The sequence below is a fragment of the Paenibacillus sp. Y5S-9 genome (assembly GCF_036894235.1).
Lineage (GTDB): Bacteria > Bacillota > Bacilli > Paenibacillales > Paenibacillaceae > Paenibacillus.
Window position 1 is genome coordinate 1,738,210 of the sequence record NZ_CP145887.1, and the last position, 23,226, is coordinate 1,761,435.

At 45.0% G+C, this 23,226-nt stretch carries 21 protein-coding genes; 17 read left to right on the forward strand and 4 right to left on the reverse strand.

The window, feature by feature from the left end; genetic code table 11:
• Window positions 1-6 precede the first annotated feature (6 nt).
• Window positions 7-900 carry an AraC family transcriptional regulator gene (locus V6669_RS07690; protein ID WP_338592426.1) on the reverse strand — a complete coding sequence of 298 codons (894 nt, stop codon included), beginning with the start codon at window positions 898-900 and terminating at the stop codon, window positions 7-9.
• A 114-nt stretch (window positions 901-1,014) separates the two neighbouring features.
• Between V6669_RS07690 and V6669_RS07695 the strand changes: the two genes are divergently transcribed.
• From V6669_RS07695 to V6669_RS07720, 6 genes are all read left to right on the forward strand, one after another.
• Window positions 1,015-2,835: an ABC transporter ATP-binding protein gene (locus V6669_RS07695; protein WP_338592428.1), complete on the forward strand. Its 1,821-nt coding sequence runs from the start codon at window positions 1,015-1,017 to the stop codon at window positions 2,833-2,835.
• Window positions 2,828-4,891 (forward strand): ATP-binding cassette domain-containing protein, encoded by a 2,064-nt coding sequence (locus tag V6669_RS07700; RefSeq protein WP_338592431.1) that lies wholly within the window; start codon window positions 2,828-2,830, stop codon window positions 4,889-4,891. Before V6669_RS07695 ends, V6669_RS07700 begins: the two co-directional genes overlap by 8 nt.
• Window positions 4,892-5,237: 346 nt before the next feature.
• The gene (gene recQ, locus V6669_RS07705; RefSeq protein ID WP_338592433.1) at window positions 5,238-7,118 is read left to right on the forward strand and encodes a DNA helicase RecQ; all 1,881 of its coding nucleotides are present in this window, start codon (window positions 5,238-5,240) and stop codon (window positions 7,116-7,118) included.
• A 1,072-nt stretch (window positions 7,119-8,190) separates the two neighbouring features.
• Window positions 8,191-10,233 carry a B12-binding domain-containing radical SAM protein gene (locus V6669_RS07710; protein ID WP_338592435.1) on the forward strand — a complete coding sequence of 681 codons (2,043 nt, stop codon included), beginning with the start codon at window positions 8,191-8,193 and terminating at the stop codon, window positions 10,231-10,233.
• Between the two features lie 153 nt (window positions 10,234-10,386).
• Window positions 10,387-11,031, forward strand: a complete 645-nt coding sequence (locus V6669_RS07715) for a DUF3885 domain-containing protein (RefSeq protein WP_338592438.1) — start codon at window positions 10,387-10,389, stop codon at window positions 11,029-11,031.
• 115 nt (window positions 11,032-11,146) lie between these two features.
• The gene (locus tag V6669_RS07720) at window positions 11,147-11,626 is read left to right on the forward strand and encodes a hypothetical protein (RefSeq protein WP_338592440.1); all 480 of its coding nucleotides are present in this window, start codon (window positions 11,147-11,149) and stop codon (window positions 11,624-11,626) included.
• Between the two features lie 50 nt (window positions 11,627-11,676).
• Here the strand turns inward: V6669_RS07720 and V6669_RS07725 are convergent, their stop codons facing one another.
• Window positions 11,677-12,282, reverse strand: coding sequence for a hypothetical protein (locus V6669_RS07725; protein WP_338592443.1), 606 nt, complete (start codon window positions 12,280-12,282; stop codon window positions 11,677-11,679).
• A gap of 122 nt (window positions 12,283-12,404) precedes the next feature.
• Between V6669_RS07725 and V6669_RS07730 the strand changes: the two genes are divergently transcribed.
• The 4 genes from V6669_RS07730 to V6669_RS07745 all read left to right on the forward strand — a co-directional run bounded on the left by V6669_RS07730 (window position 12,405) and on the right by V6669_RS07745 (window position 14,843).
• On the forward strand, window positions 12,405-12,968 hold the full coding sequence (locus V6669_RS07730; RefSeq protein WP_338592446.1) for a histidine phosphatase family protein: 564 nt from the start codon (window positions 12,405-12,407) through the stop codon (window positions 12,966-12,968).
• Window positions 12,969-13,052: 84 nt separating this feature from the next.
• Complete coding sequence (locus tag V6669_RS07735; RefSeq protein ID WP_338592449.1) at window positions 13,053-13,403, forward strand: hypothetical protein; 351 nt, start codon at window positions 13,053-13,055, stop codon at window positions 13,401-13,403.
• 34 nt (window positions 13,404-13,437) lie between these two features.
• Window positions 13,438-14,166: a hypothetical protein gene (locus tag V6669_RS07740; protein WP_338592451.1), complete on the forward strand. Its 729-nt coding sequence runs from the start codon at window positions 13,438-13,440 to the stop codon at window positions 14,164-14,166.
• Between the two features lie 92 nt (window positions 14,167-14,258).
• Window positions 14,259-14,843 carry an AAA family ATPase gene (locus V6669_RS07745; protein WP_338592453.1) on the forward strand — a complete coding sequence of 195 codons (585 nt, stop codon included), beginning with the start codon at window positions 14,259-14,261 and terminating at the stop codon, window positions 14,841-14,843.
• Between the two features lie 42 nt (window positions 14,844-14,885).
• Here the strand turns inward: V6669_RS07745 and V6669_RS07750 are convergent, their stop codons facing one another.
• The gene (locus tag V6669_RS07750; RefSeq protein WP_338592455.1) at window positions 14,886-15,260 is read right to left on the reverse strand and encodes a hypothetical protein; all 375 of its coding nucleotides are present in this window, start codon (window positions 15,258-15,260) and stop codon (window positions 14,886-14,888) included.
• A 160-nt stretch (window positions 15,261-15,420) separates the two neighbouring features.
• Between V6669_RS07750 and V6669_RS07755 the strand changes: the two genes are divergently transcribed.
• The 4 genes from V6669_RS07755 (at window position 15,421) to V6669_RS07770 (ending at window position 19,437) form a co-directional block, all read left to right on the forward strand.
• A complete protein-coding gene (locus V6669_RS07755; protein WP_338592457.1) occupies window positions 15,421-15,714 on the forward strand; it encodes a hypothetical protein in 294 nt (97 codons plus the stop codon).
• Window positions 15,715-15,851: 137 nt separating this feature from the next.
• Window positions 15,852-16,892, forward strand: a complete 1,041-nt coding sequence (locus V6669_RS07760) for an iron-siderophore ABC transporter substrate-binding protein (protein WP_338592459.1) — start codon at window positions 15,852-15,854, stop codon at window positions 16,890-16,892.
• 1 nt (window position 16,893) lies between these two features.
• The gene (locus tag V6669_RS07765) at window positions 16,894-17,670 is read left to right on the forward strand and encodes an IucA/IucC family C-terminal-domain containing protein (protein ID WP_338592461.1); all 777 of its coding nucleotides are present in this window, start codon (window positions 16,894-16,896) and stop codon (window positions 17,668-17,670) included.
• Between the two features lie 45 nt (window positions 17,671-17,715).
• Entirely contained in the window at window positions 17,716-19,437 is a 1,722-nt protein-coding gene (locus V6669_RS07770; RefSeq protein WP_338592464.1) for a helix-turn-helix domain-containing protein, read from the forward strand.
• Between the two features lie 253 nt (window positions 19,438-19,690).
• On the opposite strand, the gene V6669_RS07775 is transcribed toward V6669_RS07770, so the two are convergent.
• Window positions 19,691-20,011, reverse strand: coding sequence for a hypothetical protein (locus tag V6669_RS07775; RefSeq protein WP_338592466.1), 321 nt, complete (start codon window positions 20,009-20,011; stop codon window positions 19,691-19,693).
• Between the two features lie 103 nt (window positions 20,012-20,114).
• Here V6669_RS07775 and V6669_RS07780 point away from each other — a divergent pair, with 103 nt between their 5' ends.
• From V6669_RS07780 to V6669_RS07790, 3 genes are all read left to right on the forward strand, one after another.
• A complete protein-coding gene (locus tag V6669_RS07780) occupies window positions 20,115-21,503 on the forward strand; it encodes a lipase family protein (RefSeq protein ID WP_338592469.1) in 1,389 nt (462 codons plus the stop codon).
• 1 nt (window position 21,504) lies between these two features.
• The gene (locus V6669_RS07785) at window positions 21,505-21,810 is read left to right on the forward strand and encodes a WXG100 family type VII secretion target (RefSeq protein ID WP_024633865.1); all 306 of its coding nucleotides are present in this window, start codon (window positions 21,505-21,507) and stop codon (window positions 21,808-21,810) included.
• A 698-nt stretch (window positions 21,811-22,508) separates the two neighbouring features.
• The gene (locus V6669_RS07790; RefSeq protein ID WP_338592473.1) at window positions 22,509-23,114 is read left to right on the forward strand and encodes an oxidoreductase; all 606 of its coding nucleotides are present in this window, start codon (window positions 22,509-22,511) and stop codon (window positions 23,112-23,114) included.
• Window positions 23,115-23,226: the final 112 nt, after the last annotated feature.

Consider the following 23,226-nt stretch of genomic DNA (forward strand, 5'->3'; position numbering starts at 1 on the left):
CTCCACCTACAGTGAAATTTGCTTTGCAGGAATATATATGTCCATCTCTCCGTAGTGGTCCTGAGCCAGACTGCCATCAATTCTTTCAAAATAGTATGGATCACTCTTCTCGTACCCCGAATGGCTCTGCCAATATTCATCGATAAATGTCCAGACACTGTCCAGATGATCAATGTTAATTAGACTTGGATGGAAATCACAGACGAATTTGAATACGGCATACTGGTTGGCCGGGACCTCAATTCCGTCCAGTTCTTCAGGGATATGATCCAGAGTGGTCACTTCTACAGACGGCTGATATGTACTGTAATCCTCATTAATTTCATTGGTAAATCCAATATACACGTTAGGCTGCAACACATTAGGAATCGAATGAAAGTGTTTTTCAAAAAAATCGTTGCCTGCTGAATTGGCTTCATAGTGCTCTTCATTATCTGTATACCGAATGTGGGATCGTTGCCCAATGAGTTTCATAGCCGGTTTTCGTACATACGTTGGTGTGAAAATATAACCGTGCGGAAGCATCGTGATCATGGATGAAGTCATGCGGGCTGTGAATTCAAGGTCTCCAGCTCCCTGTTTGCGATACTGCAGGGGTGTAATGCCGAAGGCTTGTTTGAAAGCACGTATGTAGGATTGTTCATGTTCGAACCCGTAATGTCCGCTGATATCGATGACTTTCCAATTCAGGTTCACCAATTGTTCCAGGCTGCGTGCCAGTTTGCGTGAGCGAATGTATTCTCCAGGCAATTGTCCGCTTACATGTTTGAACATGCGATGCAGGTGGAACTTCGATATATGAGTCACAGATGCCAGATGATCCAGCGTTAACTTGTCTTGGATATGGTCTTCTATGTAATCGAACAGCTTATCCAATGTGCCTAGCAAATCGTGTTGCATATCAATCTCCCTACTTCTAATTGTACTTACAGCAATAAATGTTCATTTTTTCCTTATCACCGATGATATCATAACCAAGTACATAATTTAATGACAAGATTGGAGAAACCATCCATGTTTGCTGACAAAAGAACTTATACAACGTTAGGCATGTTAACTCGATTATGGACATTAACGGGCAAGTACCGTATGTTCATCATTCTGTTACTTTTCGCCGCATGTATGGTCTCCCTGATTGAGGTCGGTTATTTGGAATCGATCCGAAGACTGGTCAAAGGCGCGACTGAAGCACAGTTTTCATTACTTTACTCAGGTTTGATCATAGGCGTTAGCATTGTCGTATTACGATTGATTGTAACCGCATTCATGACGAGGGTCGAGACGTTATTCCAGCAAAAAACATTAATGTCTGTGCAGTCTCTACTGCTCTCCTCCCTTGGTAATACAGAGACACGTGATCTGGCACATTATCATACGGGTGACCTAACCTCCAGGATCTGGACTTCAGCCAAGGAAGCACAGAAGGGGATCAACCAACATGGCATTGAACTCGCCAAAAATATCATTCAGCTGATTCTTGCCTTTGCTTACTTCAGCTGGGTGAACTTGCCGCTGTCGTTAGCTATCATTGCATTCACATTGATCTATCCTCTTGTAACGGTAGGACTTGGTAAACGTCTACAAAGACGGCATGATCAGTTGAATGCCAGCGCAGCGTCAAGAGATGAGATACTAACTGAGATCATCCAAGCCCCAGTTGAGATCCGAAGTTACGGACTCGCGGGTTATGTACACCATCATTTTAAAGATCGAATGGATCAAGTGTTCAGACATACGATGTCTGTATCTGTGTTACAACGACTTTCGGAAGCAGCCGGACGGGTCTCGACGTATGGTGGCATGATTCTGATTCTCTATCTAGGCGGCATGCAGGTCCTGAATGGACATATGGATGTAGGCGGACTGGCAGCTTTCCTGGTAGCAAGCAGTCAGTTAACTCGTCCGATTGAGTCGTTATCTGGGCTGTGGAATAATTTTATTGGTTCGGCTTCTCATGCGTCCAGAATCTTTGAAGTGTTGGATTTGGAGAAAAAGAACACGGTTGCTAATACCAGTACAAATACATATGTACAGTCCGATACGCATTTAGGGCAGCTTGAAAAGCAATCTAAACCAGCTAGCATCAACGTGCAGCATGTGTCTTACAGGTATGCGGAGCAAGAAGAAGTCTTAACAGATATTTCTTTTGAGGCCAAGAAAGGAAAACTTACTGTTATTACTGGGCCAAGTGGGTGCGGGAAAACCACGTTATTGAAATTAATAGCCGGATTAGATACACCGGTTACTGGTTCGATTAAGGTCATAGATCAGAAGAATTCACTGAAGGATATGCATGAAGTTCAGCCAGCGCATGTTAATCAGGTGTATGTTCCGCAACAAGCCTTTATTTTCACAGGTTCAGTGGAAGAGAATATTGTTTTTGGACAAGAGGGGGTATCTGCCGATCAAGTAGAGGTTGCGGCCCACATGACGCATGCACATGATGCGATTATGCGTCAATCGCTCGGCTATGGAACAGAGCTTCAGCCACAAGGCGGGACGATGTCGGGTGGTGAGCTTCAGCGTATTAGTCTAGCCAGAGCAATGCTGAGGAACCCGGATATTCTATTGTTGGATGAACCGACGTCATCTCAAGACCCGTGGCATGAGCAACGATTGAATGATCTCTTTGCCCGAATCACTGCTGAGAAAGGCACAACGGTTATTGCCGTTACTCATCGATTATCGCTGATCGAACGGGCAGATCAGGTCATCTATATTCAGAAGGGACGCGTCGAAGATACGGGGACTCATCGTGAATTGCTGGATCGGCCAAACGGATATCGAAGTTATATTGCGAAGCAGGATACGGAAGTGGAGGAACAGCATGAGTAACAAGATCGAAGATACAGCATATACCGATGACGTTGAAATGAAGAGCAGTCATGAGAAAAGTGGAGCATATGAGATAAATGAAAATAATGAAAATGAAAAGTCTGAAATAGAAGCTCCTCATCAGATGAACAAAAGTGATGTTCCAGATGACCCAAAGCAAGCTGTATCATTGGCAACGGTATGGCCCGTTATTTTTCGCTGGATGAAGCCTTATGGATTAGCTGTAGCGATCTTGCTCATTTTTATCGCAGCAGATGCGGTCTTTGATTGGGGACTTGCCTTTGTACAGGGATTTTTCGTGGATGCTATTCATGATGGGGGACAGGAACAGCTTAATGCCACCGCAATGATTTTCATCGCCATTCTGGCAGGATTTATTGTATTGCTCGCGATGCATCGTTACGTGCTGGTATGGCTCAAGGAATCGATGCAACGGGATATGTCCATGGATCTGTTGAAACTGTTAAACCGGATGCCTTATTCCTGGGTGCGCAGACAGAAGTCCGGAGATGTGATGCTTCGCCTCAAAGAAGACACCAAGCATGGTGCAGAAGTTGTGGAGGCTATTGCAGAGGGTGTTACGGTTGTATTCATCATTGCTTTATCGCTGGGTTACTTGTACAGAGCAGATGCATGGGTTGCGGTTATTGCCTTGGTAAGTGCAGGGGCAATCTGGTTCACGGCGAGGTTGTATGATCAGCGAATTGTACATCTGTCCGATGAGGTCGAATCCAGGGAAGGCGAGTCCCAAGAACAGATCCAACAGTATGTTGAAGGGATACCGGTGATTCGGATGTATAATGCTTCACCGTGGTTTCTCGCTCGTTTTCGAACACAACAGCAATCACTGAATCGTGTTCAGGCCAAGTTACAGATGACCCTGAGTATGTCGGATAACGTGGCGATGGCGGTGTTTGGTCTGGCTCAATTGGCAGCGTTGTTCCTTATTGCTTTGTCAGCGGCTAGGGGGACTTTGTCTCCGGGCATGGTTGTTGCAAGTAGTCTGCTGTTTGAACTGGTGGTGTGGCCAGTACTCGGCTTGTCCAGCCAGTGGAGTCAGATGCAAGCCAGCGTGGGTGCATTTGGACGTATCTCTGCATGGTTGAAATTGGCGGAGAACAAGAAGACAGACGCATCTAATACGAAGCACGAGGAGCTTGCACAGGGAATGTGTAACCAAGATCAAGGGAATACACAAAAAGGGGCACATAAAGAGTACGAAGTTGCTATGCTACGTCTTCAACAGGTAACAGTAACCGATGAAGACAGTGGTTGGAAGATTTTGGATCACATTACGCTTAATCTAGTTCCTGGTGAACTGGTTGCGGTAGTTGGCGCCAGTGGTGCAGGCAAATCTACCTTATGCCATGCGTGTGCAGGGCTGATCGAGCCAACAAACGGAAGCGTTTTGCTGGGTGATAAACATGTTGCAGAGTATGTAGAGATGGATGACCAGTCCAGACTGACGTATATGCCGCAGACACCAACTTTTTTCACAGGAAGTATTGAAGACAATATCCGTCTGGATTCAGAAGTTACATTGGACAAGGTAAAGCTTGCGGCAGGGCAGGCAGGTTTGCATGAATACATTGAGGCACAGGAAGGACAATACGCAGCAATGTTGCAAGAGAAGGGGGCCAATTTATCTGGAGGCCAACAGCAGCGACTGTCGCTTGCTAGACTCTTTATGAGGTCATCTGATCTGTATATTCTGGACGAACCAACGTCTTCCCTGGATATTCAGACAGAACAGAACGTCATGAATCACTTGCTGAATTTTATGAAAGGCAGAATAGGGTTACTAGTCACACATCGCATGGAGGTTGCTCGTCAGTGCTCTCGTATCCTTGTGATGGAACATGGCCGAATTGCCGAGGATGGAACGCATGAACAGTTGATGGACAGGAAAGGATTGTATTATCGCATGAATGCAAAAGGCGAACAAAAGAAGGCTATAGAAATTGCGAAAAACATGCTCTCATTAGGGATCGAAGTTTCTGTTATTGCAAAGGCCAGTGGCTTGCCGGAGTCTGAGGTAGAGTCGTTAATAGATTAAAGTAAAGTTGTAAGGTGTAGTAGGTTCACCAGATGAATAGGCACGGGGACACAAGCTTGATATGAGAGTGGTTCGTGAACAAAAGTTTACAGCAATCGTTTTGTCCAACTAGGGCAGGACGGTTGTTTTTATTTTGATGAAGAAGGTTCAAACGTTTTACAGTAAAACGCGGTTGCTCATTCGGGGCTGGGCCGTTAAACTAAAGGGAGCGGCGTTTGCTTGACGGACAAGTCATGAGAACGCCATTTTGTTGTCAAGGATGCGGTATATGAGCCGCTTTCGGATGTCAGAATCGGATCGGACCAAGCTGGTGGAGAAACACCGGTGATAAGTAAGGAGTCTTTACATGAGTGTGCAAACACCTACATTAGAAGAAGCGCAGGGTCTCCTGCAAAAATATTATGGCTACCCCGACTTCCGTGAGGGACAGAAAAAGATTGTAGCCAGCCTGCTCGAACGTGAAGATACGTTGGGTATTATGCCAACCGGGGGCGGTAAGTCGATCTGTTATCAGATCCCCGCCTTGTTATATTCGGGACTGACACTTGTTGTCTCCCCGTTGATCTCATTGATGAAGGACCAGGTCGATGCGTTGACGACCGCCGGAATTGCTGCCGCGTATATTAATAGTACACTTAGCGGCAAAGAAGTGAATGATCGCATCCGCGCGGCGCAGCGCGGTGAGCTGAAGTTGCTCTATGTCGCGCCTGAGCGACTGGAGCTGGATTGGTTCCGCGAGGAGATGGGCTATTTGCCGATCTCTTGCGTTGCCGTGGATGAGGCCCACTGTGTGTCACAGTGGGGACATGATTTTCGGACAAGCTACCTGGCGGTAGCGCCGTTTGTGGACAGTTTGCCGGAGCGGCCGGTGGTTGCGGCCTTTACGGCGACAGCGACGCCCGAGGTCATGGGCGATATTCTGCGGCTGCTGCGTTTGCAGGACCCGCAGACGTATGTGACCGGACTGGGGCGGGATAATCTGGCGTTTAGCGTGCTGCGCGGCGAGAGCAAGAAGGACTTTGTCTTGAATTACGCGAGCGAGCATGCCAGCGAGCCGGGCATTATATACGCCGCGACCCGTAAGGACGTGGACGATCTGCATCAGCGTTTGCTGCAGGCGGGATTGCCCGCAGGACGTTATCATGCCGGCATGACGGACGATGAACGGGCCCAGAGCCAGGAAGCTTTTTTGTACGATGATATCCGAGTGATGGTGGCGACCAATGCGTTCGGGATGGGGATTGATAAATCGAACGTGCGTTACGTCATTCATAACAGCATGCCGAAGAACATGGAGGCATATGTACAGGAAGCCGGACGTGCGGGCCGGGACGGAGAGCCAAGCCAGTGTATTCTGTTATTCGGGGCACAGGATATTATCACCCAGAAGTTCCTGATTGAGCAGAATCCGATGGAGGGCGACCGCAAACAGAACGATTACCGGAAGCTGCAACAGATGGTGGATTACTGTTACACAACGCGTTGTCTGCGCAGTGCGCAGCTGGATTATTTCGGTGAGGTGCATGACGATACGCCTTGCGGTATTTGCAGTTCCTGTACGGACGACCGGGAGCTGGTAGACATGACGATTGATGCGCAGAAAATATTCAGCTGCATTCACCGCATGCGTGAACGGTATGGTGTATCGCTGGTCGCTTCGGTGCTCAAAGGCTCCCGTGCCAAAAAGGTGCTTGATTACGGCTTCAACTCTCTGCCAACCTACGGCGTGATGGGCAATCGGACAGAGCGCGAGATATCGGAGATCATCAACGTGATGGTATCCGAAGGATATCTGATGTTGTCCGAGGGACAGTATCCGGTTGTACGTCTGCAACCACTTGCGGTGGAAGTGCTCAAAGGCCAGCGTGAAGTGATGCAACGTGTCGTCCGCAAGACAGCGGCAACGGCTTCGGGTACGAATTACGGCGGACGTCGTGGACGCGATGCAATGCCATCTGCGGTTAATGAGACGGTATTTGAACAGTTACGACTGATCCGTCGTGATCTGGCGGCGAAAGAGCATGTACCATCGTACATTATCTTCAATGACGCGACCCTGCGCGAGATGAGTGTGGTATGTCCACAGACAGAACGTGACATGCTGGATATCAAAGGGGTCGGTGAGGTCAAGTACCGCAAGTACGGACTGCCGTTCCTGGAGTTTTTCCAGAAGCAATCGGGTGAAGAAGTGGATACGGATGACGATGCGTTTTACGAGTATGAGTGAGTGTGAAATGAGTATAAATTGTTAAATTTCACTTTCCAATCTTTGAAGTTCATGTGCTTAAAGCTCAATGTATGAAAAGATGATAGATATGTATCTAGAGGGTATCTTGAAATCTGCCGAAAGCCGAAGCACAATTGAGTGTCAGGGGCGGAACATGGAGCGGAAGTGCTAACGAACCTGTGACGTCTTATTCAGGGATTTGAAGCGCCCACAGCAATCTAAGGAATCTGAAACTCGCTATATTAGGATAAACAGCCGTTTACAGCAGGTTTGTCAGGTGATTTTGGTCAATAACGTGTCTGATGTTCCTTACAAAATAAAAGGAGGACCGGATGGCCAAATAAGTCGTCTTCGGTTCCTTAGAAAATCGTCTGGACAATTCGCCAGGATTAGCAAGCCTGTGTTCTCATTCACAGCATCTTCCTGCTCCGTGCAATCCTTTTGTTCCACAATCCGTTGGACAGTTCCATCTTCTCCGGTGCAAGGAATGATCGATCTTTTGGCCGAGTTTAAAGCTACAGTTGCTGGGATAGGGGTTGGACCTTGGGAATCCTTTCAACGTATCTCTTGCCTGAGTTTGAAGACACGCTCAAGAAGAATTCGATGGCTTCTCCATGATATGGGTGAAGTGTCCAGTAGAGGTTCGAGATTAAAGGCTCAAGGCAGTAAAATGTGGATATCGAATTGTGGATGGAATGCGAATGAGGTCTTTTACAGGTTGAAGTTGAGCTTGAAGTTGATTATAGTGTCTCTGTATTGTGGACAAAAGAAGGTGAATTGTCTTTCAAAGGGTGGACATTGGCGTTAGAAATGGCTGACCTTATCGTATACAGGATGTAGTATTATTATGTGTGGTTCAAACTGTATGTTGTAGTTTTAGTGTGGCGGGGTGTATATGTCTTTTTGAAAAGAGTGTCCTCTCTTTGAAAGACAAAAGTTGGATATGTCCATGAGAGATGGAATGGCTAGTTCAAAAGAGGTTTAGATGAACAGCATCCGGGGCAGGATGTCTGTGCAGCTTTCCTTTTACCAAAAAAATATGGTCTGGCTGTCCAGGCAAAGGTTGTGAACCATGAAGGTTATTCTTTCTACATTAAATGCAAAGTACATCCATACCTCCTTGGCCTTGCGGTGTCTGAAGGCGTACAGTGAGAAGGATTTTGATATTGACCTGGCGGAGTATACGATCAAGGACCCAGTGATGAATATTGTATCTGATCTGTACCAGCGCGGTGCGGACGTGATTGGTTTCTCTTGTTACATCTGGAACATCGAAGAGACGATTAAGGTCATTGATAATCTGAAAAAGGTTATGCCGAACGTGAAAATTCTGCTGGGCGGGCCGGAAGTGTCCTACGACACGGAATATTGGATGAACCGGATTCCCAATGTTGATTTCATCGTGATGGGTGAAGGGGAAGAGACGCTGCATCAGCTTTTGACGGAGCTGGAAGGAAGTAAGAAGTTCCACTTTGTCTATGGACTGGCGTATCGCAAAGGGGAAGAAGTCATTCTCATGCCAGGACGGCCAAAGGCGGATCTGAATGATCTGCCGTCACCGCACCGATTTGAAGAGGATATTCCGGAGCTTGGGAAAAGGGTTGTTTATTTTGAGACCAGCCGTGGCTGTCCGTTCAGTTGTCAGTTCTGTCTGTCCAGTATTGAGGTCGGCGTGCGGTATTACGATATTGAGCGGACAAAGTCGGACATTCTGTACCTGATTGAGAAGGGTGCAAAGCTGATTAAGTTTGTGGACCGGACGTTTAACATTAAACGGGATTATGCGCTCGAAATGTTCAAATTCCTGATCGAGAATCATCAGGGGACGGTGTTTCAGTTTGAAATTACGGCGGATATTATGCGTCCTGAAGTACTGGACTATCTGGCAGAGAATGCACCGCCGGGCACATTCCGGTTCGAGATCGGGGTTCAGTCCACGAATGATCCGACAAATGAACTGGTGAAACGCCGTCAGAACTTTACCAAGCTGAGCCGTACGGTCAACAAGGTCAAAGCTAGTGGCAAAATCGATCAGCATCTGGATCTCATCGCCGGACTGCCGGAGGAAGATTACAATACGTTCCGCAAGACGTTTAACGATGTGTTTGCACTGGGGCCGGAAGAACTTCAACTCGGATTCCTTAAAATGCTGCGTGGTACGGGTCTGCGTCTGGATGCGGAGAAGTATAACTACACGTACATGGATCATGCACCGTATGAGATTCTGGGCAGTGATGTGCTGCCGTTCAGTGACATCGTACGCCTGAAGCGGCTGGAGGATGTACTGGAGAAATACTGGAACGCACACCGGATGGACCATACGCTGAAGTATCTGATGGAGCAGGAGTTCAATTCGCCGTTTGATTTCTTCCAGGCGTTTGGGGATTACTGGGAAGGTCAGGGTTGGCAGAAGATTGGTCACCAACTGGAGGATCTGTTCACTCGTCTGCACAGCTTCCTGGAGTCGCGGAATACGCCGCATATGGATATCGTGTTAGGTTTAATGAAGCTTGACTATTTCCTCGGTCACAAATATAAACCACGCAAAATCTGGTGGGAAGATCCGCTGCAGAAAGACCAGTGGGCGGGTTATATGAAAACGTTGGCTGAACGTCCAGAAGACGTTCGACTGCCACGTGTTGCCGGCGCCGCAGGCACGGCATGGCTGGAAAGCAGCGGCACAGGTCCGAGTGTCGCTGCGGGAAGTTCTGCTGCTGCCGAGGAAGACTCTGCCGCGGATGCGGCGGGTGTGATCGGCAGCGAAGCCGGGGGTGCAGCGTCGCTTGCTTCGGGCGACGCAACAGGGTCCGCCGCGGATGGAGCGGCGGACATGGTGGACGGCAACGCTTCGCGTGCGTTGCCGATGACCTCGGCCATGACCGCACAGACGGTCATGGGTGCCCGTGCTTTCGCCGACCTTGGTCTCGGCGAAAAGGAACTGCAGAAGCACACCGTATTGGATGTGCTTCCGTTCCGGCTTGAGCGTGTGCTAGCTGGCGCCAGCCCGCTTGCCGCGAAAGGTCGGACGCTGCTGGTCGTTGTGTACCAGCAGCATGAAGGGCAGCAGGCGCAGTATTACACGCTGCCGCTGGGAGAAGAAGCCGCTGCCATGTAGATGCCGCGGCCTGAGATAAGCTGCATGGGCTAATTATTGCCATACAGCAAGAGGAAGCGCCACGACTATGAGGTCGGGGCGCTTTTTTTTACAACATTCAAGCTCTCATATTAAGGTACTGTAAAAAAAACTAGAAGACACGGAGGCAACAGAATGGATCTGAAGACGTATCTGGCAGAGCATTTTCCAAACCTGACCTTAGAGCCACCTCTTTTTTATAATTGGGATGTTGCAATACGATTCGAACTTGGCAATCCGCTGATGTTTGGAATGAATACGGAGCATTACATGGAAAAAGTTTATCATCGATCACTTGAACTATTTAAGGCTCTTCATGATCAAGAAGATGAAGTCCTATTAATAACTCAAGCTTATTTTGCAGATAAGCCTAAACACAAAGTGAAAAAATTGAACCTGTACAGAAAATATATCAAGAAGAAAGGGCCAATTAGAGCCTTGAGCCTTGAGATATTTCCAGGTTTGGATTGTGAAAGAGGTGACATCTCAGACCCAAGGAACAACATGTATAGGTACTGGACTAAATGTAGAGTTGAGGACTTGAAATATAATCAGTTAATCAAAGCTATATGTAATCATGATGTTGGAATTAAGCCAAAGATATATCATAGGGTGTATTTCATTAATATAAGTAAGAAAACGATATTTCATATCTATGATGATAGAGGTTGCGATGTTATTTCAGCATCAAGGGGAAAGCTAGTGGATACCTATAGAGAATATAACGATTGGATTTTAGATTATGATAGAGACAGAATTAACAAGGTATTTTTAGGATAGTGGGTTGGATGATCCAATACAATTTTCTGATGTTGATCGCGCAGGGATAATGTATTATTTGAAACACAGGTTTGGAAAGAACTTCAAGAGTGTTCAGATGTAAGGAGTAAGGGCTATGAATAAAAAAGAAAAGAAGTTTATCATTGCTATGATTGTACTTGCTGTAGTTGTATTAGGAGCTATATGGTACCTAAAAGTAGGATATTTATTAAAGAAACCAGAGATGCCCGAGGCAAATATTGCAATTCAGACCCAAATGGTCGATGGTGGTGCGATTAGTTTACGAAATGCTGATTACACGGGAAATCAAATCAAGGTTGGATATGAAGTGAAAGGGTTTGGTTTAACGGAATATAATATTGCTTGTGAGCTTTATCATGACGGACATTTGATTTCAACTTCTGGCTCAACAGGTGGCGGTTTGATAGAACTAGACGAGAAGCATTATTACTTCATTGGTTATGAGAATATAACTGAAATGAATCTGCCTGAATCTATACATTTAAACGTGGAGATTAAAGTGATACCCAATGATTTTAGACAAAAATCGATAACTTCATCATTTGACGTAAGCCTTGATAAAAAAGTGCAATAGATTGAAGGGGCAGCTATGCCCGCAAAGTTCACGGTTGTTTGATGAAAACCTTAATTCAAATGGTACTTCTCCATAACGGAGTCACGGAAAGTTTCGTATTCTGATAACGCTTGTGCAGTGGAGGATTGAGGTAAACTATATTGAGTTATCCCTTCAAGGCTGAATTTGCCTAGGTTATAGTTGATTAATCCATAATCACCAAAGGTGTTTTTCATCAAGAAAAGCACACTTTTATCACCCTTCTGTAGTTCTACATAGTCATCAACTGTATATTTGACATCTCCTTCGAGGCTGACGGGTTCAATGATCTTCAATTCGTTCTGATTTGAAGGGAAATCTTCGGGTTTCTTCAATATCTTTTCAATCTTAATATTTGTATTGGTGTGAAAGGATTGCATGGTCCCATCATCAAATGCAGTAATAACATGCTCTCGATCTCTAAAATCTGCTGCGGCATAACCAATAACGATCAGATCAGCGAACGCATCCAGCTTATCTATTTCATGAAATATTAAAGAGTTGGCCGAAAGGTTGACGACTTTATGAATGGGCTCCCCTTGTTTCGATTGACCATTCATATATGCTAATGTACCAATGGAGACAGCTAGGAATATCAATACAGAGGATAGTACAATTTTATTTTTGAAAAAAGACATGATCTCATCCTCTCATTGAATTTGAGTTCCTTGCAAGAAATTTGCTGCATTTCTACTATACACATATCTGAAAATTATTGTAAATTTAATTGTATAAGTCAGAAGAATTGAAGGAGAATCTTATGAAAACCATTGTGTATATGGTTAGGCATGCGGAGTCACCGTACACGGAAGGAACGGAAAGGACCAGAGGACTTACCTTGGAGGGCAAGGTGAACGCAGCTAAAATAACAGAAATGTTAAAAGACGAAGGAATACATACTATTATCTCAAGTCCATATGCCCGATCTGTCCTAACCTTGGAGGGGTTGGCAACAGTGTTGGACATCAATATTCAGATCATGGAGGATCTGCGAGAAAGACATTTTTCAGATGATATGATTACAGATGAAGAGTTCGAGCCTGCTTCGAAGAGAATGTTTGATGACCCTGATTATGCATTGCCAGGAGGCGAGTCGAACATGGTTTGCCAGAATAGAGCAGTGGACGTGTTAAAACATATTTTAGAAGAATATAAGGGTGAAAAAGTAGCTATTGGCACCCATGGACATGTTATGACATTGATGATGAATTACTTTGATTCGAGTTACGGATTGGATTTTATGAACCAAACCAAGAAACCGGACATCTATCAATTAGAATTCAACGAGATGGAGTTGGAGAATGTGACAAGGCTCTGGAAATGATATATAAGAACACTTGTACGCATTCGTGGATACAGCTAGAATATAGATATCTTTGATTATGGAAATATGGAAGGGAAGATTCCAATGACATTACATAACTTAGTTCATGAGAAACCAACCCAATTATGGAACGAAAGAATGATTGAAGGCGGAGATGAGCTTTTTACAGAAGAGAGATTACTCATGTCTGATAAAGCTTTGGATCACTTTATAAACCAATTAATTGCATTACAAGAAAAGAAAGATTCCGAGCAGATAATAAAGGCTGTAGAAGAAGTGGTGGTTGCTTTTAATGAAATGAATGAGGCCAATGATTATTTCATTGAAACGATGGAACGTGAAGAATTGGCTGATTTTATCGACAAGGCTGCTAGGCAAGCTGGATTACAGATTGAAGGGCATGAAGATATTACGGAAGAATGGAGAGAATGGTAGTTTAATTAGACTGAGAAAGTTGAGGAGATATATCATGGACCCACAAGCATATGGTCGCTATTTATTAGAGATGGGCGGAGAAGAAATCAAGCCAGCGGACGATGAGCAGGTTGAGGCAGACCATCTGTACGGATTTTTTCAGTGGTTTATGCCATCGGGGACAGGGGTTGAACATGTGTTTGAGCCGATTCCAGACGGTCAGCGTTATCTGGACAGAATACGTCCGATCTATGAGATACTGAATCCGGAGGACTTCACAGGTGAATACGTGCCAGGTTATTTCAACGGTGGAAATGAGGAGGCTTCTGAGGCGACGTTGCGTGATCTGGGGGAGAAGTTAATCGGAGGATTGAAGAGTCTATTCTCCATGGTGACAGAGGATGACGAAGTAGCGGACGCCGCTAAGGAAGCATTACAAGATTTGGCATGTCTGACGGAGGTCGTTGTGCTGGCAGCAGGGGAGATTAACAAGTTAGAGCAAAGAGCGATTCAAGGCATGGATGAAGAAGATAACGAGTCCGTTTACGAAGCACTTGGAGAGCTTCTCAGCTCACGCAAAGATTACAACGAAGCTGTCGAAATATTGAGCGAAGCTTATTATTCCATCGCTTGCGATTATTGGGTAGCCTATTACTTACAGTGGCCCCGCTACCGAGGTTTGCAAGAAGCGAAGGACTGTCTGTTTCCTTACTTTGAGTTATATCGTTATGGCTATAACCTTCATTGGACTCAAAATAAGCTATTCATCGGCAGTCGCTCATGAGTATAGAAGATCATGTACAACACATGTAACAAGCGATCATTGAGAACTACAAGTCGTAGTTAATGCCAATTTTATAGAGAAGGGTGATAGATATGGAACGAGGACTCATCATATTTTTGAACGGAACGTCAAGTTCGGGGAAGACGAGCATTGCGATGGAAATGAAAAATCAGGGAGACATTCCGTTTCATCATCTATCTGTAGATCAATTTCTGCATAATTATGATCAGTTTATCGACAATACATATCCAGATATGAAACCAACAAGAGAAGTGGAACACCATGTGATGACCGATATCCTGTTCGACCCCATCAATTCGTTGTACTGTGCAACCATTAAACTGTTTTCGGAAATGGGTTTGAATGTCATCGTGGATACGGTCATCAGCAATGACAAGTGGTTTAACGATTTTTATGAGTTACTATCGGATTATCCGATATTGTTTGTAGGTGTGCATTGCTCAAAAGAAGAACTCACCAGAAGAGAGCAGAGCAGGGGAGATCGTGAGATTGGACTTGCCCATTCCCAGTTCGACTACATCTACTCCTATGATGAATATGACCTGGAAGTGAATACGGAAGAGCTTAGCTCAGCTGCATGTGCGGATAAGATATTAAGTTATATGAAGTCCCATCAGGAATACTCGGCATTTAAGAAGTTAAGCAGAAGAGGCTGAAACTGATTGTGTCAGATCATATGATATCCATTCCAATGAAAGTTAGGGATTCGGCCAAATCTTTTTCTTAGAGTTGCTGCCAGGACCTAATAAGTAGATTTCATCAACACTCCCATAAGTATTAGAAAATGAAATTGTGAAGTCTTTACTACCACCGATAGGAAGTTTACTGCCTTTAATCTGAATGAAAAGTGAATTGTTATGATGTGAGAGGTAGTAGCCGTGATATCTGCTAATATTGTCTGCAAATCCACCTGTTATAGTAATAAGCTCAGGAGAAACTTCAGTTCTCGTAACCATTGTCTCGTCAGGATCGACAACCTTGTTCAACATATAAAATCCAATGATAATAGGAACAACGACAATAATAACTGCGCTAATAATAATGCTAAACTTCATGTTTGGTCGCATACTCATGATTCACCTCATAATTAGATGATATGAATCGATGTCTCAATACTCATTGGGCATCGATTTATTGTATTTAATCAGAACAGAATTCAACGTTTAGAAATAATAGGCTCATTTAAATAATATAATAATTCATTTTTTTTGTAGAGATAGGTGGAGGTCACCGATGGAAATTAACGCTAAGAATCCGGAAGAACATATCCAACATATGTTGCAGGCGATCATCGAAAAAACTCAATCCATCATTAACGATCAAGGAAAGCAGTCCTTCGGCTCACTGGAATATTTCCTGGGACATATTTTAGAGTATAGGGATGAACAGCAATACCTGACAGATGATTGGCATATCCGAACACCGCGCTGGCTAGGGGAGTATGGAAATACGCCGGAGGAAGAAGAGCTTCTTTCAGACATCTACCGACTGCAAGGGTATATCGCTGAGAAATTAAAGGGCGGATAAAAGGCTTGCCATGTCGCATTAGTCCGGCTCAAATGTCGCAAAAGTACATGGTAACACGATACGGAGATCGTATATACTCTCTTTATGTTTCGATAATGAAAATCATTATCACCAGTATACATAAGGGGGATTTACAAATGAAACAAGGAACAAAGGGGCAAACGGCTGGTAACAAAGCCTACACTGCTCACAAATCACGATTACTCATGGGCTTGATGATGGCCCTTATTCTAGTCCTGACAGCTTGCGGTGCTGCAACAGGTACAGATAGCGGTAAGCAATCTGCAGCAACGCCAGCGGAGACACCTGCGAATGCAGAAACACAGACCGACGGAGCTTTTCCCGTAACGATCAAGGGTATGAAGGGTGACATCACTCTAAACGAAAAACCACAGAAAATTGCGGTGCTAGATGTTAAATTTCTGGATCAGATGTTAGCGGTTGGGGAGAAGCCGGCTGGTAGCGTTATTGCTGGAGGCAACACCGATTTTCCAGAATACTTAGGCGATCAACCGAGTGACGTACAGGTTCTGGGTACACGGGACGAGCCTAATCTGGAAGCGATTGTAGCGTTGGACCCAGATCTGATTATCATGACGGACTTCCAGGAGAAGCAGTATGAGAGTGTAAGCAAAATTGCACCTACCCTGGTACTCGACTTCTACGAAGATTGGCGTGATACGTTAGCTACAGTGGCTAAGATTACAGACAAGCAGGACGAGGCAGAGAAAGTGCGCACAACGTATGAAGACAAAATTGCCGGGCTAAAGACAAAATTGTCAGAGAAGCTGGGCGATGAAACGGTGGCGATCATTCGTCCACGAAAAGAAGGAATTCGTGTTCACGGTATTGAGCACCGCATTGGCGGTATTATGTACAATGACTTGGGGCTGAAAATGCCTGCTCTGGTACAGGAGATTAATGAAGATGGTTCCGTAGAAATCTCGATGGAAAAAGTGCCTGAGATTGGGGCAGATCGTTATTTTGTGCTGTCGGATGAGCTGTTTGCTGCAGAAGCGGAGGCGATGGTGAACAATCCGGTATGGCAGTCTCTTGATGCTGTGAAAAATAACCGCACGTATGACGTAAACTCCACACTGTGGATTGCATACTACGGACCGCTTGCGATTAATCTGATTGTAGATCAGGCAGCGGAAGCCCTGCTCGGATCGAACTAATATGAACCCATATCTCTCGACAGACTTATGGAAAGAGACGGTAGAGGATCATTCGATTTTGCTTGGTGAGCCGCCTGAACATAGTGTCCGTACCATTGCTTTGAGTGAGTTGCATGACGAAGAGGCGTGTCGAGAGTATATCCGCTGGTTTCAGAATTATATCGATGCGCCTGACATGAAAGTCGCAGCCTCCATGTTAGCCAAGCGGCTTGGCTTTCTATGGACGACTCCGCTCGTGACCGCGATGACGTTTCATCATCAGCATGTAACCTTTCAGCTGGAGAACAGCTTTCTCTATCATCCGGCGCTCTCAGATCATGAGGGCGGCACACGATTTCCTTTTTTAGCGGTGAATGGGCTTCAGGCTGAAGGACTAACGGGAGACAGGGGAGCATGGCGCGAAAAGGTGCTCGAGGAGATGTTTGCGGTACAGCTTACACCTCTGTTAAAGACACTTGCTGCAATTGCGCCTCTTTCGATGAGTATTCTCTGGGAGAATATCATGGTACGTATCGGCCGACTATTCGCTCCTGATGAAGCCGAGACTGAGCAGGAAAGTAAGATCATTCAAGAGGACTTTTCATATCTGACTCAGGTGGCATCCGGGGAAGTGTTTGGTGAGAGGAAGAATCCGTTAACCCGCTTCACCGATTGTAAGGACAATGTGCATGTTGCCAAAAGCGAGCGGATTACCTGCTGTTTCTATTACCAGATGTCAGGTGAATATTGTCTCAAATGTCCGAAAATTGACAATGAGAAAGAATCTCAACTAAAATGACAACAGCAAGAATTTTACCTTTGCGATTGTCAGGAGATGAGAGAAATGCCGCTGCAAGAACAGACAAGTCTATGGAGTGATACAACGATCAAGATGCTTGACGGGTATAGCGGTACTTTGCAGACAGGCAGCGTTTTAGACGAAACGGATTTAACTTCAAATGTGCTGCTGCTGGCATATGGAGGGGAAGGGGAGCTTGCAATGGATGGCGAGGGTTGCCACATTGGAGCTTCTTTTGCCTGTCATGTGGTGAAGGGATCATCCTTTACGCTGACGGCCAGATCAGACGAACTTTATTATATCGTAATCATGTACGAGGCTTCTTCCATGGAAGGAGCCTCCCATGCCATGCCCTCGTATCGCAAACATCCGCTGCAAAATTCGTTTATTCAGAACCCTGTGACTCAGGCAGAATGGATCCAGAATGCGGAAAAAATCGTTGTCAAATGGCGTCGTGGCGAAGGACTGGAACGGTTTCATGCCCATGCTTTGCTCCAGGGGATGATCTATGAACTGATCATGGAGTATGAACGTGGTCAAGGCGGAGCAGAGTCCGACATGGTGGATGTGGTCGTGTCATATATATCATCGCATTATCGCCAGAATCTGGAGCTTAAAGAGCTGGCAGCCCTTGCCGGATGCAGCGTAAGGCAGTTACAGCGACGATTCAAACAAGAGAAGCAGCTTGGACCGATGGAGTACGTCATCCAGCTACGGATGGAAAATGCATCGCGGATGCTACATCATACGGATGCGTCCATTGGGGAAATTGCTGACAAGATGGGCTACCGCGACATGTATTATTTCAGTAGGGCGTTTAAAAAATATTATGGCGTCCCTCCGCTGCGTTATCGGCTTGATGCCGCTACAGAATCAGATACAAACTATGCTCAATCCTTGCTGCGGAATCGCAGGGCTTCTTCGTACGAGTCGGACCAAGGTCCAGTGATATGCCATATGCGAGGTGAATATCCTGTCACCCGTTCTCCGCAACGTATCGCCGTACTTGATGTGCAATATGCGGATCATTTGCTTGCGCTTGGATTGTCTCCAGCGGGAAGTGTGGGATTGGGAAGTGGAACGTTCCATTTCCCGCAATATATCAGGACGGGACTTCAGAGTACCCAGATACTCGGAACGTATGAGTACCCTGATCTGCTTGCTGTCGAACGACTGTCCCCGGATCTGATTATTTGCACCGAGGTACATGATCAGTACTATGAACGGTTAAGCCGCGTCGCTCCAGTTCTTATGTTTAAGCGCAATGAGAGCTGGCAGACCATTCTTGGCCTGTTCGGTGAATTAACTGGTAAACGAGCAGAGGCAAAACGTATACTTGCGGATTATCACCGACGAACCACATTGCTTTCTGAAGAACTTGCTCCAGTACTGGCAGGTAAGAGCGTGGCACTGATTCGTCCACTAGATTCTCTCGTTCGCGTACATTCTGCCTCGCATCGTACAGGCGCTGTGCTGTACCGTGATCTGGGTCTGCCTGTCCCGTTATTTGTAGCAGATACCACCGACACGGCCTATCATATCTCTGTTGATAGACTACCGGCTGTACAAGCGAGCCACTACTTTTTGCTTAGCAATGAGATCATGCAGGAGGGTATATCCTCAACAGAGCAACGTGTCTGGGGGATGCTTGATACAGATGAGCGACAGCAAATACACTCCGTAGATGCCGCGACATGGATCGGTTGTTATGGACCAACAGGCATCAATGGCATTGTGGATCAGATTGAACAGGCGTTGTTGGGATGAGAGGGAGTTCTGATGTGACTCCCTCTATTTCTTTATATTCAGAATTCATCAATTAGTGGATAACTTCTTTAAACAGAGGTTTATCTTAATTCCAGAACACAAACATTCTATTATGTAGATCGCATTTTTTTTCTTCATTTTAATGTTGCGGAGAACGTTGACAGAAGTAATTGACGAAAGATACAATCCATATATTCCCTATAGTTTCAAATTGTTTATATAGATTGATTGTTTTAAAAATAACTTCAACTCTCTATTTGGAATTTGATTTTTTGGATATACCTTCAGGAAGCGATAGTGTCTCAATACTTAAAGGATCGTAGTTAACGAAAACAAATACCTTCTTTTTCTTATCGCCTTCAATGTAGCCATGGAGGCCTAACGAATTGGATAGATCGGGAGGAGAGAATTTATACTCCGTAAAACGAACGGTTACACCGTATTTTTCGAGAACATAATTTGCAGCGAACTTCTCGGCGGAGGATACAATCTCCTTTTCCTCTTCGGAGGCACATGCTCCAAGCAAGAGAGATGAGATGATTAATAGTACGAATAGGAAGAAGGGTTTTCTCAAGAGGGACACCTCTACTTTCATAGACTGGTATTAATATACTATAAAGATTGAATTATCACTAGTTTACATAATCATATCGGAATGTTCAATTCAGGAGGTATTTATGCAAAACGATTACATAAGCGACGAGTTGTATCAGAAAATATCTAACCTTGCCTACCAGGACAACGTTTCTGCCGGAGCACCCCTTAAAGATGAGGGAGATTATGCACAATGGAAGGTCATTGAACCTGAAGGTGCTGAGCTCCACAATAAAGTGTCGGGTTTCGATTCCGTCATCCTCCACAACAATCAGACGAATCAGATTGTCATAGGATACCGCGGAACAGAGCCAGGTGGGAGCTGGCTTGGGAGAGCAGCCGATTACGAAACAGACGTGTTTGATGTTTTAGGTGGACGCACCAGAGAACTGGAGGATGCCGTAACTGACCCTAATCATCATAACATTTTCAAGAAAAGTTTTATTCAATCCATTAAGGACGATATCGATTGGGAGAACAACCAATTTCATCAGGCGGAAGTACTTTATGAACAAGTCAAAGCAAAATATCCTGACGCAAGTATCTCTCTTACGGGACATTCGCTTGGAGGTGGTTTAGCGCAATATGTGGCAGCGCGACAGGATTTGTCGGCCATGACATACAGTGCTCCGAGTGTAACCAATCTGCTGGACGATGCAAGCTTGGCGAAAGTGAACGAAGGTTACTATGATAAAAAAGTGGTAAACATCGTTCAGCCAAACGATTCAGTAGGTGCAGGAGGACTTTTTGAATATGACAGACATGTTGGCAGCACGTACTACAAAGGCCAGGATTTTGACTCGGCCAATGCGATGTACCAAAACTGGAGGCTGCAATTCCAGCTCATGGTGCCGATTAGTCCGATGGGGCCTAGCGGCCCGTTAGTAACATACAATTTCCCAATTGATATCGACCTGGACAAGTTTCAGGTCGGTAATATTGTTCGATTGATGGACTCGTTTTCCAAGGAAGAAGGCAAAGGATATCACTCGATGAACCAGTATCAGTTTGATGAACAGGGAAACTTGCTCGGTCCACTTATCGATCGTGCCACGGGGAAACAAATTGACATCTCACCACGCTGGAATGCTTATCAGGAATCACGGATGGCTTTGTCAAACCTCGTTGGCGGGTTGGTGGCTCCCTTGATTGCGGCTGTATCCAATGGAAAGTCAGGTCAAGGTGGTGGGACAATCCGACTAACGCCGGAGGAATTGGCACAGGCAGCCAAGGAAATGCGCCTTAGTCTGAGCGGGTTTTCCAATGATGCACAAGCTTCCATCCGAATGTTCGAGGCTTATACTTCCACAAGTGAAAGCCATTCCTTCACGTCAATCGCTTACGAAGCTACGGCGACACTGGAACGAATTAACCGTTGGTATCAGGAATCCATCAGCGAGATTGCCGAGTACATTGAACGCAAGCATGAAGATTTCGTTCAAGCAGACCAGTTCTTAACGGGAGGTAATTGACATGGGAAGAATATCGGTATCTTTATCCGATCTGAGAAGAGCCGTTCAGCAATGTGAGCAGTTGCAGGAGCGCTTAGTGCAGCAGGAGCAGAAGATGCGTTCAATACATAGTAGACTGGAGCAAGATTGGGCAGGAAATGCTGCCACAACGCTAGGATTCAAAATGCAATCTTTCCTGAACGGGACATCCAGCCGAATGGATGAATTGGAGGCGCATAAAGAAGCATTGCGACGATATATTCACAGGATGGAGGAAGCTGACCGTGAGGACTTCAGAGACCGGAGGGAGCACAGCATGCTGAGCTGAGATATTCGAACAGTGGTATGCAGATTCTGCTGCAACAAAGATCGGCACAGGGTTGTAAGGTAGAAAGCCTGAATGTCAATCCACGAAGTTATGACATAAAGATGATATGGCGGAGCAATCAAAATGCTATTGTGGGCGTTTGCTCCTTCGCATAGCCTCGGTAGTTATTGAAGCTATTGATGTGCTGCTATGCATCCATTTTGGATGACTGGATACGCATGTTGCCGTTGGGGGGATTTTGTGCTATTTTGGTGAGCACGAATTGGGGGCCGACCGTGTCGCTGGACATGTCATGGATTTGCTGCAGCGCTGTGGGAGCTTGGCGCTAGTCCGCTTGCAGCGAAAGTTGGTACGCGCTACCTTTCAAAAGTTGATATGTTCCAAAAGCATCGGAAGGCCGTCGGATTCCTCATGGGATGAAGAAGGGCCTTTTTGTTTTATCATTACTATAATAAAGGTCTCACTGCATATTCGCACTCTGTACAACCCTGCTTATATTCAGCGTATTCAAAGCCCATTGAATCGATTGGATAAGGGGTTGAGAAAACTAATAAATCTCCCTTATTCGCCAATTTCCTTTCGCAACTGTAACAATATGGGTTATCATATACTTAGTTCAGGTACTAGTAGATGGAATTTGTTGTATGTGAAAATACAAAAAAATTAATCATTGTATGAAAAGATTACGAGGTGATTTAATGAGAAAAAATATTGCAATAATCATACTAATGGTTGGATTGATAATAAGCATGTACTTCAACTATCAATTCAAAGCGTACAAAGACAATCAAGAAGTTGATTACACCATAAAAATGAATCATGGAACTGAAATTGGTATAAAAGAATCCATCTACAATTTAGATAATGTGATAAAAAGCTTAGAGGACGGCTCTTCCAAGGAAACAGTCATACATGCCTTAGGAAATGTGGCGGTATCTTTGAAAGTTGGTGAAGAATCATTCGTCTTTCTGAATTCCGACTTCAAGGAAGATCAATTATCATCAACTAATTTAATCTACAATGTGTTTAGAGATATGTATACGTATATAAGTGTAGAAATCACAGACGACATTTTATCGAATAAGATATCGCTAGAAAAAGAATCGAGAAATCAACTGATTAAGGATATAGGAGTGCTTAAACAAGATTTGGAGTATATCGATAGTCAATTTAACGAGGATATTCTGAAAGAACAAAGTCCTAAGTGGATTGAAAATAAGTGGAAAGAGTTAATAGGAGAGATTGTAAATCGAAATACGGATTATAAGTTATATGAAAGAATGAAAACGAAATACAATCTATAAGTGTTTTGTGGAAGGTAATGAGATCTAAATAACAACATATCTACGCTACGTTGCCTCCACTTCTTTGTCTGCCGAGGGTATTCGAAGAAGTGAAGGCAGCAGGTAACCCTGC